Below are 14472 nucleotides of genomic sequence, written 5' to 3' on the forward strand. Positions count from 1 at the left end.
CGATCGACCACGGCCGGTCGTTGCGTCGCGATCGTCGCGACGACCGCGGCGATCGCACTTCAGCCCCCACACGGTCCGCCGGGCTCACGATTGCGCCGTCCGCGAGGTCGGCTCCGAAACGTCACTGTGACGAATTGTCCAGTGCGGCACTGCCCTTGAAGCGCCGCGGCCGCCGGGACGACAGCCGATACGATCGGACAACCCGCCGCGCAGCTGACCGATCCCGCGTCCGGGCGGAGATCTGTCGATGGCGCGATTCATCACCTTCGCGGCCGTACTACTGCCCTGATCGGCCGTGGCCGCATGCCACAAAGCGCGGCCCCCTCGCCCGGACCCGGCGCCTACAATACGTCACTGTGACGAATTCCACTGGGCGGCACGACATTTGGCCGAATCTTGGGCCCCGGATGACTGCGCCTTATTGAAAATCATTAGCATTACCGTCTGAGACGGGAAGGACCAGTGTGCGAGCGATCCCTGTCATCTGCTTGACGGGCTATCTTGGTGCCGGCAAGACCAGTCTGCTCAACCATGTGCTGCGCAGTCCGGGAGCGCGAATCGGTGTCATTATCAACGACTTCGGCGAGCTCAACGTCGATGCCATGTTGGTGACCGGGCAAGTCGACGAGCCCGCCTCCATCGCCGGTGGCTGCATCTGCTGCCTGCCCGACGACGGTGGGATCGACGAAGCGTTGACCAAGTTAGCCGATCCTCGGCTGAATCTGGATGCCGTCATCGTCGAGGCCAGCGGTGTGGCCGAGCCTGTTTCGGTGGCCCGGATCATCGGCTTCAGCGACGTTCCCGGCGTGCGGTTCGGCGGGCTGGTGGACGTCATCGATGCCACCACACACTTCGACACGGTCGACGTCGGCCGTACCTCGCCGGCTCGCTACGGCGCGGCCTCTCTCGTCGTCGTCAACAAGCTCGACCAACTCCCCCACGACGATCGCCTTGCAACGGTTGAGCGGGTAGAACGACGCGTACGAGAACGCAATTCACGTGCCACCGTCGTCGGAGCGATCGGCGGCCAGATCGACCCGGCATTGCTCTACGACGTAGCGGGAGCAGGCGAGGAGCCTGGTCAGCTTTCGTTGCGCGATCTGCTCGTCGATGCCACCACGGCTCCGATCGCCCACGACCACGAGAGCTTGCATGCCGACTCGGTCACCGCGACGAGCGATGGCGAAATCGACCCGGGCGCACTGATCGATTTGCTCGAAGACCCTCCCGCAGGTGTGTACCGGCTCAAGGGCGCCGTGGTGATGAGATACGGAAAAGGTTCGCCCACCTTTGCGGTAAATCTGGTCGGCAGCGCAATTCACATCGCGACCGCGACGCCCGGAGCGTTCGCCAACTGCCTCGTTGCGATCGGCATGCACCTGGACACCGATGCCGTCCGAGCCCGACTCGATGCCGCGCTGCGGCCCTTCGCCGGCCCGCCCACCCTCGCGAATGCCCACCGCCTCAGGCAGTATCGACGACGCAGTCTTTAAATCCTCAAAAGGCCAGCGCCCCAAGGCATTACGTCACTGTGACGTTTTGGGGCAGACGGGTGCTTCACCCGGTCGCAACGACCGACGCGGAGTTCCAGGGGGCCAGGCGCTCAGAGGAGCCGTTCGATTCGGGCAGATCGTCACTGACGTCCCACGTCGCCGAGAGCCGCCCGACACCCAAGGCTATAGCGCAGTGCAGGCCGAGCTCCACCAGTTGGTCCTCGCTGAAGTGCTGACGCAACTCGTCGTAGACCGTGTCGTCGATGGCGAGGTGGTTGGTCGCGAACAGCTCGGCGAAATGAAGAGCCGACCGCTCGGCGTCCGAAAGATTGTCCGCGTCGGCGGGCCGCTCCAGCGAGCAAACCGCATCCTCGTCGAGGCCGTCGTCGATGGCACTTTGGTAGCGGACCGCGATGCAGCTACGGCACTGGTTGAAAAACGCGATGCGCAGTCGAACCAGTTCGAGAAGCCGGGGCGACAAACTCCCGCAGCTGCGAAGCGCGGCGGTCAACGCGCCCAGCGCCTCGGCCGCGGCGGGCAGGCGGCTAACGATGGAAGCGACGCCGAGATTGATCCGATCGCCTTGACCGAGATCTTCGGTCGGCACGTCGGCAAAGGCTGCGGATGGCGCGATTCGTGTCACTGCATCGTCTCCTCTGTGCACCTGTCGGGGCCCCTGCAGTATCGCCATTCGAACGGTCAGTGGCAATCATCGCGCCGGCATGAATCCGTGTGCGCCTGCAGCGCACGCAATGCGGCATGACGGGTGTTACATCTCGATGGAGCATGTGCACAGCATCGGGTCCAGCGATGACCTCTGACATGTTCCTCAACTCCATTGACAGGGTGTGCGGATGGAACTACGCCAGCTCGAATACTTCATCGCCGTGGCAGACGAAATGAACTTTTCGCGCGCGGCGCAACGAGTTCACGTCGTTCAATCCGCCCTGTCCACGTCGGTGGGCAAGCTGGAGCGCGAACTCGGCGTGGAATTGTTCAACCGATCCAGGCAGCAGATCAAACTGACCCCGGCGGGCGAGTTGTTCCGCGAGCATGCGCGTCGCATCATCCATAGCGCTCGGCTGGCAAAGGATTCGATCAACGACTACCTCGGCGAGTTGTCCGGGACCGTCGAAGTCGGTTCACTCATATCCTTTGGGGCGCTGGACGTCCCCCGCGTGTTGGGCGAATTCCACCGTACTTATCCCTTCGTCCAGATCATGCTGCGACTGAGCCCGGCGGGTTCGATGCCGCATCTGTCGGCGATTGCCGCCGGCTCGCTCGACCTTGCCTTCATCTCCGCGCCGGACCGCTTCCCGACAGGTATCGATATGCGGCTCTTGGCCGAGGAGCCGATGTTCTTTGTCTGCAGGCCTGATCATCGCCTGGCGCAGCGCGACCGCATCGGCATCCTCGAGCTTGCCCACGAGAACCTGATCGGCTTCCCCGCCGAATTCGGTCTGCGCCGCGTCGTGGAGAACGCCTTCACCGCGGCCGGCATCACGGCGCGTACTCGGTACGAAGCGGCGGTCAACTACGGGGTCGCATCCAGTTTGGTGCAGCACGGATTGGGCACCATGTTCATGCCCGCCAGCGACGCCAGCCGTTTTCCGGACCTGCGTGCGGTGCCGTTGCAGCCAGAAATCGTGTGGCCGATCTACCTTGCGATGGGCGGGCCGGCGCAGATGTCGCCGGCCGCCGCCAAGCTCGCCGAGCTGATCCTGGCCTCGGCACCTCGTCCCGGGCAGCAGCCGACAAGCCAATCGACCTAGCCAGAAGCCTCCTCGCGGCCCCATCTCCGAAGTTGATGGCTCGGATCAGAACCATTCATTGGACACGATGATGCTGGGTTGCTCTGATGAAGAGACACAACCGAGCTCAGAGATTACGAGGTTGACGATCATGTCGCTGTCCCCGCCGAAGCCCTATCTCGACGATCTCGCAACGCGATTCGAACGTGACGTCATACCGCTGCGGGATCAGCTCTTCCGCGCGGCACGCCGGTATACCCAAAGCCATGCGGACGCCGAAGACCTCGTGCAGGAAACCATGATCAAGGCCTACGTCGGATTTGCGAGCTTCCGGGAAGGTACAAACCTGCGCGCGTGGCTCTTCACGATCATGAACCACACGCGAATCAATCACTACCGCACCGCAAAACGTCGCCCGACGGAGTGGCTGGCCGGCGATGTCAGCGACTATCTGATTCCCGCCGGACCCCCGCAGGCGACGGCAGGACGATTGTCCGCGGAGGCCGAAGTGCTGGATGCGATCGGAGACCCCGAGGTTCGCCAGGCCCTGCAGCAGCTGCCCGAATCGCAGCAGCTGGCCGTTTACTACGCCGACGTCGAAGGCTTCCGGTACAAGGAAATCGGCGAAATCCTGGACATACCACTGGGTTCGGTCATGTCTCGTATTCATCGGGGTCGCAAGAACATGCGAAAGTTGCTGCTGGACTTCGCTATCGAGCAGCGATACATCCGCGAAGGCGACGCGGTGGTAGCCGCGGCCTAATAGCAGCTAGCTACGCCCTAAGAGTGAGGGTCACGTCGATGCGTTCACGCCGCATGGGGCTTGTCTCGCTACTGCTGTTGCTTACGCTCGCGATACCGCCCGTGCGTAGCTCCGCCACGCCCGGCAGCGGCGTGAATTCGGCGCTGATGACCCAATCGTCGCAAGAAGGACGCGACTTCATCGTGCGCGACGTCACCGTTGAGCCGGGTGGCAGCACCGGCTGGCACTGGCACGACGGCACGCTCGTCGGAGCAATCAAACAAGGCACCCTCACCCACTACTCCGCCGATTGCGCGGTCGACGGCGTGTACAACCCGGGTGATCCGGTCGTCGAACCCGCCGGTCCCGGCCACGTCCATCTCGGCCGCAACCTCGGCAGCACTCCGTTGATCCTCGAAGTCATCTATGTGCTGCCGGTGGGAAAACCACTTTCCGAGGATGCGCCAAATCCCGGTTGCCCGTTCCCGTGACCGGCACCGGCAAAGCGAACGTGCCCCGGTTCTAGATTTTCAGCGCTTGCGGAGAGCACATCCAACAGCGCGTCGACGTTCAGCGCGGTCGACACGGCGGGTTTGGGTTACCACGAGTGGAACAACAGGCATAAAGTGAGCTCTGAAATCTGTCCAGAACTCACTTTCAGCCTGCCGCTGTGGCGGTTGGCGCGTAGCGGCGCCGCTAGCCGGGGAACGGCGCGCCGTCGAACCGCTCACGCGTAGCGAACTCGTTGACCGGCCGTCGCCTCAGTTTCGTCACCTGACGTACCGGCTTTCCCAGCGGCACGACGGCGGCGACCGCATACGAGTCGGGTATGGCGAGCAGATCCTTGATGCGCCCCTCCTCCGCGACGGCCATCGTGGTCAACACCCCGCCGTAGCCTTCGTTGCGGGCCGCCAGCAACACATTCCACACGAACGGGTACACCGATGCGCCGGGCACCACCGCGATGCGATCCAGATCCTGATCGGTCGCGGCGACGACGGCGAGATCCACCACGAACACCAACACCACCGGCGCCTCACGAAACGGCGCCGACATCTGGGCGGGCGGCTGGGCCGCATCGATGGCCGCCGCGTCTAAGTTGGTCGGCTGCAACGGATTCCATGGCGATTCACCATTGGCGAGCTGTGCGGTGTAGCGACGCGCAGCGGGAAGCCCGAGATCGGCCAGCGCATCGCGAGTGTCCTGATCGCGCAGCACGATGACCCGCACACCCTGCCGGTTGCCACCGGTCGGCGCGAAACGTGCGTTGTCGAGGATGCGCCCGAGTACGTCATCGGGAAGTGCGTCGCCGGTGAATTCGCGGACTGCCGGGTTCGATCGCATCACGTCGTACAGTTCCATGCCACCATGGTGCCGCAGCCGACGATGGCACGGTTCAGGCCGCGTCGTGGAAAATCAGTCCCAGCGTGTAGCGCTGTCCGGAACGGACCGCCGACACGCCGTGGCGTACCGGGGCGGCCGACCACCCCCGCGTCGATCGGACCGGCCGTTCCCGGGTCGTGAAGACGTAGCCGTGTCCTTGCGGCAACGTGATTGCGGTCCCCCGCGACTGGGCCCGGGCTCGCTGCTCGACGAGCAGGAATTCGCCTCCAGTGTGCGCCACGCCCGGCTCGTTGAGGTTGATGACCACCTGCAGCGGAAAGATAAGTTCCCCGTACAGGTCTCGATGCAATGCATTCCAGTCGCCCGGGCCGTACTTGAGCATCAAAGCCGTGGGCTTGATCTGGTCGGCCCGATGGCACATGTCCAGCCAGTCGTCGAGGGAGTCGGGCCATGGCGCTTCGCGGCCCAGCTTCGTCCACCAGTCGCGGGCGATCGGCAACAGCCGCGGGTAGAGCGCCTGCTTCAGGGCCTCGATCGGACCCGGGTAAGGCTGTTTGAAGTAGCGATACTCGCCTTCCCCGTAACGGTGGCGAGCCATGTCGACGGTGGTGCGAAACAGGCCGTCGTCATCGTAAAGCGCGATGACGGAAGCACACTCGGTCGCGGTGAGCAGCGCCGGGAGCAATGCACCGCCGACGTCGTTCATGTCGGCGGCGACCGCTTCCCAGTCCGCGGCATCGACGCGGTTACGCCAGGTCGATGACATCAGAACAGCCTGCCGGCCGCCGCGGGCGCCGGCTCCTCCAAATTCAACAGGAATCGTTTGCACTTCAGGCCGCCCGCGTAACCGGTGAGCGCCCCGTCCTTTCCGACGACTCGATGACACGGGACGACGATGCTCAGCGGATTGCGCCCAACGGACTGGCCTACTTCGTAGGCGGTGGTGCCGTCGCCCAGCTGGGCGGCCAGCTCGCCGTATGTCTTCGTTTGCCCATAGCCGATGTCGGCGAGCAGATCCCAGATTCGGCGCCGAAACGGGTCTCCCACCAATGAGATTGGAAGATCGAATCGGGTGCGTTGCCCGGTCAGGTACTCGCGCAGCTGCTCGCCGGTGTGGCAAAACAGTTCATCGGCATCCGGTTCGATGTACCGGCCGAGCGCGTCCGCCGTCGGCGGGTGCCAGTGATACCGGAAGTACACACCCGTCAGGGCGTTTCCGTCGGCAACCAGTGTCAGCTCACCCAACGGGCTATCGATCACCGTGTGTCGTGCGGTCATTGTGCAACCTCCTTTACTGGTAGACGATGACTGACCCAGAAGCGTGAGATGGGATTGTTTCTCACATTCCGCCATGCCCCGACGTCTTCACACCAGGAAGGGGGACATCGTCACGGTGAAGGCCGATCAGCACGTCAAGTTGCCGTTCGACGCTGTCGTGGCACGGCACGGCGCGACGGTGCTGCGGGTGGTGCGGGCCGTGGTCGGCTACAGCGACGCCGATGACGCCTGGTCGGACACATTCCTGGCGGCGTTGAAGGCCTACCCCCAATTGCCGGCCAACGCCAATGTCGAGGCGTGGCTGGTCACGATCGCTCATCGCAAAGCCATCGACATCACCCGCGCGGCAGCGCGGCGGGCCATCCCGGTCGCCGACACCCCCGACTCCCCCGCGGGGGACCGCGCCGATCGCCACGACCTCGACCTGGACGCGGCCGTGGGCGCACTGCCACCCAAGCAGCGCCAGGCCGTGGCCTACCACTATCTGGCGGGGCTGCCCTACGCCGAGATCGCGACCATCCTCGACAGCAGCGTTGCCGCCGCCCGCCGGGCCGCAGCCGATGGCATCGCCACCCTGCGACGCACCTATCCCCTCATCGACACCGTAAGGAATGACCATGACCTCGACTGACCTCGCCAACCACTACCCCGTCGACCCAACTCATCTGCAGCGCCTGCGCGCCCGCCTGGAATCCGACGCCCAGGCCGACGATCTGCTCGATATCGCCTATCGCACAGTGGATTCCGCTGTAGGACCGCTACTGCTGGCCGCCACACCGCTCGGGCTGGTTCGGCTGGCTTTCGCGAACGAGGACCCAGACGGCGTGCTGCTGTCGCTGTCCGAGCGGATCAGCCCACGGATGCTCGAGGCGCCGACGCGGCTGGATCCGATCGTGCGACAGCTCGACGAATACTTCGCCGGCCGCCGGCGCAGCTTCGACATAGCGCTGGATTGGTCACTGTCACATGGCTTTCGGCGCACGGTGCTCGAACACCTCAACACCGGCATCGGTTACGGTGCCACGGCGAGTTACGCCGCGCTGGCGCGGCTGGCCGGCTCACCCAAGGCAGTACGCGCCGTGGGCACCGCCTGCGCGACAAACCCGATCCCCATCGTCGTACCCTGCCATCGGGTGATCCGGTCCGACGGAGGCGTCGGTGCCTACCGCGGCGGACCCGTCGCCAAGCGCGTGCTGCTCGACCTGGAGCGCAACGGATCTTGCACGCCGGCTACCCCGTCGGCTTGAGGGAGCAGAGGACACACATGGCAAACGCGTTGCCCGATAATGCCTTCACCTCGCCACAGGCGGTGGATCCCGATCTGCGTAACGTCGCCCGCTTTCTGCCGCGGGGATACGCCCTGCACCGCGGCTACAAGGTCCAGCGCGCCATCATGCAGGTCCTCGGCAACGCCGGCCGACTCCGCGACGTACCGGTGATGACGGTCAACGAACACGTCAAGGTTCGCATGCACCGCCCCGCCGGTCTCCCCGGGCCGGCACCCGCGCTGCTGTGGATTCATGGCGGTGGCACCATCATGGGGACCGCCATCCAGGACGATAAGTTCTGCCGCAAGCTATCTCGCCTGACCGGTGTTGCGATAGCAGCAGTCGAGCACCGACTCGCACCCGAGCACCCGTACCCGACTCCGCTCGAGGACTGCTATGCGGCGCTGCTCTGGCTGGCACGCCAACCATGGGTGAACCCGGACCGAATCGCGGTCGGCGGAGCGAGCGCGGGCGGACATTTCGCGGCCGCGTTGGCGCAGCGGGCACACGACCGCGGCGACGTCAAGCTTGCTTATCAGATGCTGGTCTACCCGATGCTCGACGATCGCACCGGCGCAAACCGTGACGGCCCCAAGCGCATCATGTGGACCGAAACCGACAACCAACTTGCCTGGCAGTGGTACCTCGACGGAGCAGACCCCGTCGACGCGGCCCCGGGGCGCCGTCCGGATTTGTCCGGTCTGGCGCCGGCCTGGATTGGTGTGGGGACCTTGGATCTTTACCACCAGGAGTGTCTGGGCTACGCACGGCGGTTGCGCGAAGCGGGTGTGCCGGTCCATGAGGAGATCGCCCCCGGCGCATTCCACGCGTTCGACCACATCGTGGACAAGGCGCCGATTTCGGTGAAATTCTTCGCCAGCCAGCGCGACCACCTGTGGGCCGCCCTGGCTGCACCCGTGGAAGACCAGCCCTGCTAAGCGGGTCACTTATCGACCAGTTACGTTGTACGCGTTGAAGGTTCGCGATCCCGCGGCACTGACAACGGGCGTGCGAGCCGACTCAGCCCGGCAACCCATTCGGTCTAGTTGACTGCAAAATGTGCAGAACGTGCAACTATGGGGGTATGGCCAACCCAATGGGACTGCGCGAGCGGCGTCGCCGCGAGACGAGCGCAGACATCCGCGACGCCGCGGTGCGGCTGGCCCTCGCTCGTGGTTTCGACAAGGTGACCATCGAGGAAATCTGCGCCGAAGCCGGAATCTCGACCCGCACCTTCTTCAACTACTTCCCGAACAAAGAGTCGGCCATCGCCTACGGGCCTTCGGACATCCCGCCCGAGCTGGTCGCGGAATTCGTCGCGGCCGGCCCCGCCCCCTACTCGGTGGTGCTGGCGGAGCTGATCACCCTGGCCGCGCATCATCTGCGCGACGTTCCCCCACTGCGCGAACAGGCCGCCCACATGCTCGAACTCGCCAAAACCTCCCCCGCGGTGTTGGCCGCGTTCCTCGCCGACCTGGAGCGCTTTCAACTTCAGCTGACCGACATCATCGTGCGCCGCCAGAACATGAAGCCGGACGACGAGATGGCCGCCCTGATTTCCGCACTGGCGTTGACGGCGGTGCGGTCGGGCCTGGAGAAGTGGGCAAGCAGTGAGCCAGTGGACCCCGACGACACGCCGATGCCTTATGTCGAGCGGGCCGCCGCCCTGGTGAACAGCATCTTCACAAAGTGATCTGAAACACCGCTAGCAAACGTTGCATGATGTGCAAGATATGCACATCATGTAGTATGCGCTGGTGGCGGTGTTCGGGGACGCATCCGCAAAGCGAGGCATGCGTCGGCGCCGGAACGATCGCCGTCGCGCGCCATCTGCTTCATCTGCAAGGAACGATCGGGCGCGCAAGTCACGACGAGGCCGAAATCCGATGCTGAGTCATGCGGCTCGTGCGCACGTACGCCCGCGAGGTATATGTACGCGGGCCCCACGATGGTGACGAGAAAAGGACTCACGTAGTTGCTGCTATCGAAGATCGTGCGGAACGCTTGGTTGCCGCTCTTGATCGTGGCGGTCATGGTCGTCGGCGGCTTCGCCGTCGTGCGGGTCAAGTCCTTCTTCGGCGCCAACGACACCGGCATCCTGACGAGCCCGCGGCTGGACGACTCTAAGCCGTTCAAGCCCAAGGTCGTCAAGTACGAGGTCTTCGGCTCGGCCAGCCACGCCAACGTGAACTACTTGGATCTGTCCGCTGACCCGCAGCGCATCGACGGTGCGCCGTTGCCCTGGACGATGGTCCTCAAAACGACCGCCCCGTCGGTCTTCCCGAACCTCTCGGCGCAAAGCGACGGCGACTACCTCGGTTGCCGCATCACCATCGATGACGAAGTCAAGGACGAGAAGATAACCACCGGCGTGCACGCCCTGACCTTCTGCCTGGTGAAATCCGCATGAGCACAACGTTTAACGACGCCCGCACCGACGCCATCCCCACGGCCGCAGAGCCGGTGCGCGAGAAGATCCCGCGGTTCATCCGGAAATTCGCAGTACTGATCATCCTGGGTTGGATCGCGGTGATCGCGGTGCTCAGCACGATCGTCCCCGACCTGGACACGGTCGGGAAGATGCGGTCGGTGTCGATGGCCCCCGACGATGCGCAATCGGTGGTCGCGACCAAGCGCATGGGCGCGGTGTTCAAGGAATACAAGTCGAACAGCTCGATCATGATCGTTCTCGAGGGGCAACAGCCGCTCGGCGCGGATGCGCACGCCTATTACGACCAGATCGTCAAAAAACTCGACGCCGACACCAAACACGTTGAGCACGTTCAGGACATGTGGAGCGACCCCCTGACCGGGGCCGGTGCTCAGAGCAACGACGGCAAGGCCGCGTACGTCCAGGTGTACCTCGCCGGTAATCAGGGCGAGTCGTTGGCCAACGAATCCGTCGAGTCCGTCCAAGACATCGTCAAGAGTGTGCCCGCGCCCAAGGGGGTGAAGGCCTATGTCACCGGACCCGCGGCGCTGTCCGCGGATCAGCACGTGGCCGGCGACCGCAGCGTGCAAATCATCACCATGTGCACGTTCACCGTGATCATCGCGATGATGCTGTTGGTCTACCGGTCGATCGTCACGGTGTTGCTCACCCTGGTGATGGTGGTGCTCGAGCTGTCGGCCGCACGCGGGATGGTCGCATTTCTGGGCTATTACAAGATCATCGGGCTCTCGACCTTCGCGACGAACCTGATCGTCACGTTGGCGATCGCGGCCGCCACCGACTACGCGATCTTCCTGATCGGCCGGTATCAGGAAGCCCGGGGTAAAGGCTATTCCCGAGAAGACGCCTACTACGACATGTTTCACGGCACCGCACACGTGGTGCTCGGCTCGGGCTTGACCATCGCCGGTGCGACGTTCTGCCTGCACTTCACCAACCTGCCGTATTTCCAGACGCTGGGTATCCCGTTGGCCATCGGCATGGTGGTCGTGGTGTTCGCGGCATTGACGCTTGGTCCGGCGGCCATCACGGTGGCCACCCGTTTCGGCAAGACGCTCGAACCCAAAAGGACGCAGCGTATTCGCATGTGGCGCAAGATCGGTGCGGTCATCGTGCGGTGGCCGGGGCCGATCCTCGTCATGACGATCGGGATCGCACTCATCGGCTTGCTGACACTGCCCGGGTACCGCACCAACTACAACGACCGCAACTATCTGCCCGCGGATCTGCCCGCCAACGAGGGATACGCCGCCGCCGATCGGCACTTCTCGCATGCGCGGATGAACCCCGAGGTGCTGATGATCGAAAGCGATCACGATCTGCGCAACTCCGCGGACTTCTTGGTCATCGACAAAATCGCCAAGACGATCTTCCGGGTACCGGGAATCGGTCGCGTGCAAGCGATCACCCGGCCCGACGGCACGCCGATCGAGCACACCTCGATTCCGTTTCAGATCAGCATGCAGGGCGTCACCCAGCAGATGAATCAGAAGTACCAAGAAGACCAGATGGCCGACATGCTCAAGCAGGCCGACATGATGCAGACCACCATCGACAGCATGGAGAAGATGTCCAGCATCACCGTGCAGATGTCCAACGACATGCATCAGATGGTCAAGAAGATGCACGACATGACCATCGACATCAACGAATTACGCAACCACATGGCCGATTTCGAGGACTTCTTCCGGCCCATCCGCAGTTATCTCTACTGGGAGAAGCACTGCTTCGACATCCCGATTTGCTGGTCGCTTCGCTCGGTCTTCGACGGCCTCGACGGCATCGACACGATGACCGACGACATCGAAAGCCTGCTGCCCATCATGGATCATCTCGACACCCTGATGCCCCAGATGGTGGCGCTGATGCCGTCGATGATCGAGAACATGAAGGCCATGAAAACGACGATGCTGACCATGTATTCGACCCAGAAGGGTCTGCAGGATCAGCAGAAGGAGGCACAGAAGAACTCCAACGCCATGGGTAAGGCGTTCGATGCGTCCAAGAACGACGACTCGTTCTACCTGCCGCCGGAGATCTTCAACAACGCCGAGTTCAAGAAGGGCATGAAGAACTTCATCTCCCCCGACGGTCATGCCGTGCGCTTCATCATCAGCCACGACGGCGATCCGATGTCCCAAGAAGGTATTTCGCACATCGCAGCCATCAAGAAGGCCGCTTACGAGGCACTCAAGGGCACCCCGCTGGAGGGCTCGAAGATCTACCTCGGGGGCACCGCGGCAATTTTCAAAGATCTCAGTGACGGCAACACCTACGACCTGTTGATCGCCGGAATCGCTTCGCTGTGCCTGATTTTCATCATCATGCTGATCATCACCCGAGGCGTGGTGGCCTCAGCGGTCATCGTCGGAACCGTGCTGCTCTCGCTGGGCGCATCGTTCGGGCTCTCGGTGCTGATCTGGCAACACATCATCGGCATTCAGCTGCACTGGATGGTGCTGGCGATGTCGGTCATCATCCTGCTGGCCGTCGGCGCCGACTACAACCTGCTGCTGGTGGCGCGGTTCAAGGAGGAGATCCACGCCGGTTTGAACACCGGCATCATCCGGTCGATGGGCGGCACCGGCTCGGTGGTCACCTCGGCGGGATTGGTCTTCGCGTTCACGATGATGACGATGGCAGTCAGCGAGCTGACCGTCATCGGCCAGGTGGGTACCACCATCGGTCTGGGCCTGCTCTTCGACACCTTGATCGTGCGGTCGCTGATGACGCCGTCCATCGCCGCGCTGTTGGGCAAGTGGTTCTGGTGGCCGCAACGCGTGCGGCAACGCCCGGTCCCATCGCCGTGGCCCAAGCCGGCCGAGGAGCCCGAAGCCGTAACCACAAACGCTTGATAGCCGCGAGACTGTAGCTGCCGACGCTACTCGGGTGCACGTCGCCAGTTACAGTCTCGCGGAAGATTTTAGGTAACCCACTCCGGCTGGGCGTCGGTCTGCACGGCGGAAAAATCTTTGTGCCCTAGGCCGGCGGTGGTGCCGCCGTCGACCACGAACTCCGAGCCGGTGGAGTAGCTGGATTCGTCGCTGGCCAGGTAGACCACCAGGCTGGAGACCTCCTTGGGGTCGGCGGCCCGACCCAGGGCGGTCTGGAAGAGGTCGTCGGGAACCCACTCGGTCATCGGGGTCTTGATCAGGCCGGGATGAATCGAGTTCACCCGGATCCCGCTGGGCCCGAGCTCCAGCGCCGCCGACTTCGTCAAACCCCGGACAGCGAATTTCGTTGCGGTGTAACCATGGCAGGCGATCGTGCCGGCAATGCCCTCGATCGAGGAGATGTTGATGATCGAGCCTCGTCCGGCTTCCTTCATCGGCTTCACCACGGCGCGGATGCCGAGAAACACACCGGTCAGATTGATGTCGAGGATCCGCTGCCACTCCGAGAGCGCGTAGTCCTCAAGGGTGCCGATGTTGATGATGCCGGCGTTGTTCACCAGCACGTCGATGCCGCCGAACTCGCCAATCGCGGTCGCGACGGCCGCATCCCAGTCGTCGGGCTTGGTCACGTCGAGATGCAGGTAACGAGCCGAGTCGCCGACCTCGGCTGCCACGGCCTTGCCTTCGTCGTCGAGGATGTCGCCGAAGACGACCTTGGCCCCCTCGGCCACCAGCATCCGCACATGCGAGGCACCCATCCCCCGCGCACCCCCGCTGATCAGCGCGACCTTTCCGGCCAACCGTTCTGCCACCGCAAATCTCCTGTCGTGTCGGTGCGCCAGGCGTAGACGCTGGCGATCACCATACATTTGCGCAGGGATGTATGACCAGGGTCTGGCGGGTTAGCCCGCGGCCGGTGGCATCGCCGCGATCAACGCGGTGTCGACGCCGACTCGCCCCAAACCGGTGGCTCCGCCCGGGGAACCCAACGGACCGGCGCGACCCGGTAGGGGCAGAGCGAAGAATGCGGCGTTGTCGCCCAGATGCACTTGCTCGTCGTCGGGCAGGTCGCCCTCCCAGTAGATCGCACCGGCGTGGCAAGCCGGTTTGCAGGCCCCACAGTCCACGCACTCGTCGGGGTTGATGTACATCGTTCGGTCGCCCTCGTAGATGCAGTCCACCGGGCATTCCTGGACGCAGGATTTCTCCATGACGTCGACGCAGGCTTTGCCGATCACGTAGGTCATGAC

The 14472-nt window shown here is 63.8% G+C and carries 17 protein-coding genes; 10 read left to right on the forward strand and 7 right to left on the reverse strand.

The features are described 5' to 3' along the window. Positions 1–464: 464 nt before the first annotated feature. The gene (locus BN973_RS16610) at positions 465–1493 is read left to right on the forward strand and encodes a CobW family GTP-binding protein (protein WP_036469472.1); all 1029 of its coding nucleotides are present in this window, start codon (positions 465–467) and stop codon (positions 1491–1493) included. A 64-nt stretch (positions 1494–1557) separates the two neighbouring features. On the opposite strand, the gene BN973_RS16615 is transcribed toward BN973_RS16610, so the two are convergent. Beyond that, positions 1558–2184, reverse strand: coding sequence for a carboxymuconolactone decarboxylase family protein (locus tag BN973_RS16615; protein ID WP_051641307.1), 627 nt, complete (start codon positions 2182–2184; stop codon positions 1558–1560). 163 nt (positions 2185–2347) lie between these two features. Here BN973_RS16615 and BN973_RS16620 point away from each other — a divergent pair, with 163 nt between their 5' ends. The 3 genes from BN973_RS16620 to BN973_RS16630 all read left to right on the forward strand — a co-directional run bounded on the left by BN973_RS16620 (position 2348) and on the right by BN973_RS16630 (position 4477). After that, positions 2348–3265 carry a LysR family transcriptional regulator gene (locus tag BN973_RS16620; RefSeq protein ID WP_036469474.1) on the forward strand — a complete coding sequence of 306 codons (918 nt, stop codon included), beginning with the start codon at positions 2348–2350 and terminating at the stop codon, positions 3263–3265. Positions 3266–3395: 130 nt separating this feature from the next. Continuing rightward, positions 3396–4007, forward strand: a complete 612-nt coding sequence (locus BN973_RS16625; protein WP_036469475.1) for a sigma-70 family RNA polymerase sigma factor — start codon at positions 3396–3398, stop codon at positions 4005–4007. Between the two features lie 38 nt (positions 4008–4045). Then, the gene (locus BN973_RS16630; RefSeq protein WP_036469476.1) at positions 4046–4477 is read left to right on the forward strand and encodes a cupin domain-containing protein; all 432 of its coding nucleotides are present in this window, start codon (positions 4046–4048) and stop codon (positions 4475–4477) included. Between the two features lie 205 nt (positions 4478–4682). Here the strand turns inward: BN973_RS16630 and BN973_RS16635 are convergent, their stop codons facing one another. The 3 genes from BN973_RS16635 to BN973_RS16645 are packed head-to-tail and all read right to left on the reverse strand — an operon-like array spanning position 4683 to position 6608. Next, on the reverse strand, positions 4683–5348 hold the full coding sequence (locus BN973_RS16635; RefSeq protein WP_036469478.1) for a nitroreductase family protein: 666 nt from the start codon (positions 5346–5348) through the stop codon (positions 4683–4685). Positions 5349–5382: 34 nt separating this feature from the next. Then, the gene (locus tag BN973_RS16640; RefSeq protein ID WP_036469480.1) at positions 5383–6096 is read right to left on the reverse strand and encodes a 2OG-Fe(II) oxygenase; all 714 of its coding nucleotides are present in this window, start codon (positions 6094–6096) and stop codon (positions 5383–5385) included. After that, positions 6096–6608 carry a methylated-DNA--[protein]-cysteine S-methyltransferase gene (locus BN973_RS16645; protein ID WP_036469481.1) on the reverse strand — a complete coding sequence of 171 codons (513 nt, stop codon included), beginning with the start codon at positions 6606–6608 and terminating at the stop codon, positions 6096–6098. The genes BN973_RS16640 and BN973_RS16645 overlap by 1 nt, the downstream gene beginning before the upstream one ends. Before the next feature lie 73 nt (positions 6609–6681). Between BN973_RS16645 and BN973_RS16650 the strand changes: the two genes are divergently transcribed. The 4 genes from BN973_RS16650 (at position 6682) to BN973_RS16665 (ending at position 9569) form a co-directional block, all read left to right on the forward strand. Next, entirely contained in the window at positions 6682–7239 is a 558-nt protein-coding gene (locus tag BN973_RS16650) for an RNA polymerase sigma factor (RefSeq protein WP_084163430.1), read from the forward strand. Continuing rightward, complete coding sequence (locus tag BN973_RS16655) at positions 7226–7855, forward strand: methylated-DNA--[protein]-cysteine S-methyltransferase (RefSeq protein WP_051641308.1); 630 nt, start codon at positions 7226–7228, stop codon at positions 7853–7855. Before BN973_RS16650 ends, BN973_RS16655 begins: the two co-directional genes overlap by 14 nt. Before the next feature lie 17 nt (positions 7856–7872). Next, complete coding sequence (locus BN973_RS16660; protein ID WP_036469483.1) at positions 7873–8814, forward strand: alpha/beta hydrolase; 942 nt, start codon at positions 7873–7875, stop codon at positions 8812–8814. A 146-nt stretch (positions 8815–8960) separates the two neighbouring features. After that, positions 8961–9569: a TetR family transcriptional regulator gene (locus BN973_RS16665; RefSeq protein WP_036469485.1), complete on the forward strand. Its 609-nt coding sequence runs from the start codon at positions 8961–8963 to the stop codon at positions 9567–9569. 47 nt (positions 9570–9616) lie between these two features. Here the strand turns inward: BN973_RS16665 and BN973_RS31395 are convergent, their stop codons facing one another. After that, complete coding sequence (locus tag BN973_RS31395; protein WP_169718221.1) at positions 9617–9910, reverse strand: hypothetical protein; 294 nt, start codon at positions 9908–9910, stop codon at positions 9617–9619. Between BN973_RS31395 and BN973_RS16670 the strand changes: the two genes are divergently transcribed. Beyond that, complete coding sequence (locus BN973_RS16670; RefSeq protein WP_232232099.1) at positions 9909–10286, forward strand: MmpS family transport accessory protein; 378 nt, start codon at positions 9909–9911, stop codon at positions 10284–10286. The two genes, BN973_RS31395 and BN973_RS16670, sit on opposite strands and share 2 nt — an antisense overlap. Beyond that, positions 10283–13183: an MMPL/RND family transporter gene (locus BN973_RS16675; RefSeq protein WP_036469488.1), complete on the forward strand. Its 2901-nt coding sequence runs from the start codon at positions 10283–10285 to the stop codon at positions 13181–13183. The genes BN973_RS16670 and BN973_RS16675 overlap by 4 nt, the downstream gene beginning before the upstream one ends. Positions 13184–13251: 68 nt before the next feature. Here the strand turns inward: BN973_RS16675 and BN973_RS16680 are convergent, their stop codons facing one another. After that, the gene (locus BN973_RS16680; protein WP_036469489.1) at positions 13252–14034 is read right to left on the reverse strand and encodes an SDR family oxidoreductase; all 783 of its coding nucleotides are present in this window, start codon (positions 14032–14034) and stop codon (positions 13252–13254) included. 90 nt (positions 14035–14124) lie between these two features. After that, positions 14125–14469 carry a ferredoxin gene (fdxA, locus tag BN973_RS16685; protein ID WP_036469491.1) on the reverse strand — a complete coding sequence of 115 codons (345 nt, stop codon included), beginning with the start codon at positions 14467–14469 and terminating at the stop codon, positions 14125–14127. Positions 14470–14472: the final 3 nt, after the last annotated feature.

The sequence above is a fragment of the Mycobacterium triplex genome, assembly GCF_000689255.1.
GTDB classification, from domain to species: Bacteria; Actinomycetota; Actinomycetes; order Mycobacteriales; family Mycobacteriaceae; genus Mycobacterium; species Mycobacterium triplex.

What these genes read in the sequence shown, in the direction of transcription:
- BN973_RS16645 (WP_036469481.1), bottom strand. Translation starts at nt 6,608, where the DNA reads ATGACCGCACGACACACGGTGATCGATAGCCCGTTGGGTGAGCTGACA.
- BN973_RS16665 (WP_036469485.1), top strand. Translation starts at nt 8,961, where the DNA reads ATGGCCAACCCAATGGGACTGCGCGAGCGGCGTCGCCGCGAGACGAGC.
- BN973_RS16625 (WP_036469475.1), top strand. Translation starts at nt 3,396, where the DNA reads ATGTCGCTGTCCCCGCCGAAGCCCTATCTCGACGATCTCGCAACGCGA.
- BN973_RS16620 (WP_036469474.1), top strand. Translation starts at nt 2,348, where the DNA reads ATGGAACTACGCCAGCTCGAATACTTCATCGCCGTGGCAGACGAAATG.
- BN973_RS16675 (WP_036469488.1), top strand. Translation starts at nt 10,283, where the DNA reads ATGAGCACAACGTTTAACGACGCCCGCACCGACGCCATCCCCACGGCC.
- BN973_RS16615 (WP_051641307.1), bottom strand. Translation starts at nt 2,184, where the DNA reads ATGGCGATACTGCAGGGGCCCCGACAGGTGCACAGAGGAGACGATGCA.
- BN973_RS16660 (WP_036469483.1), top strand. Translation starts at nt 7,873, where the DNA reads ATGGCAAACGCGTTGCCCGATAATGCCTTCACCTCGCCACAGGCGGTG.
- BN973_RS16670 (WP_232232099.1), top strand. Translation starts at nt 9,909, where the DNA reads ATGGTCGTCGGCGGCTTCGCCGTCGTGCGGGTCAAGTCCTTCTTCGGC.
- BN973_RS16650 (WP_084163430.1), top strand. Translation starts at nt 6,682, where the DNA reads ATGCCCCGACGTCTTCACACCAGGAAGGGGGACATCGTCACGGTGAAG.
- BN973_RS16635 (WP_036469478.1), bottom strand. Translation starts at nt 5,348, where the DNA reads ATGGAACTGTACGACGTGATGCGATCGAACCCGGCAGTCCGCGAATTC.
- BN973_RS16630 (WP_036469476.1), top strand. Translation starts at nt 4,046, where the DNA reads ATGCGTTCACGCCGCATGGGGCTTGTCTCGCTACTGCTGTTGCTTACG.
- fdxA (WP_036469491.1), bottom strand. Translation starts at nt 14,469, where the DNA reads ATGACCTACGTGATCGGCAAAGCCTGCGTCGACGTCATGGAGAAATCC.
- BN973_RS16655 (WP_051641308.1), top strand. Translation starts at nt 7,226, where the DNA reads ATGACCTCGACTGACCTCGCCAACCACTACCCCGTCGACCCAACTCAT.
- BN973_RS16640 (WP_036469480.1), bottom strand. Translation starts at nt 6,096, where the DNA reads ATGTCATCGACCTGGCGTAACCGCGTCGATGCCGCGGACTGGGAAGCG.
- BN973_RS31395 (WP_169718221.1), bottom strand. Translation starts at nt 9,910, where the DNA reads ATGACCGCCACGATCAAGAGCGGCAACCAAGCGTTCCGCACGATCTTC.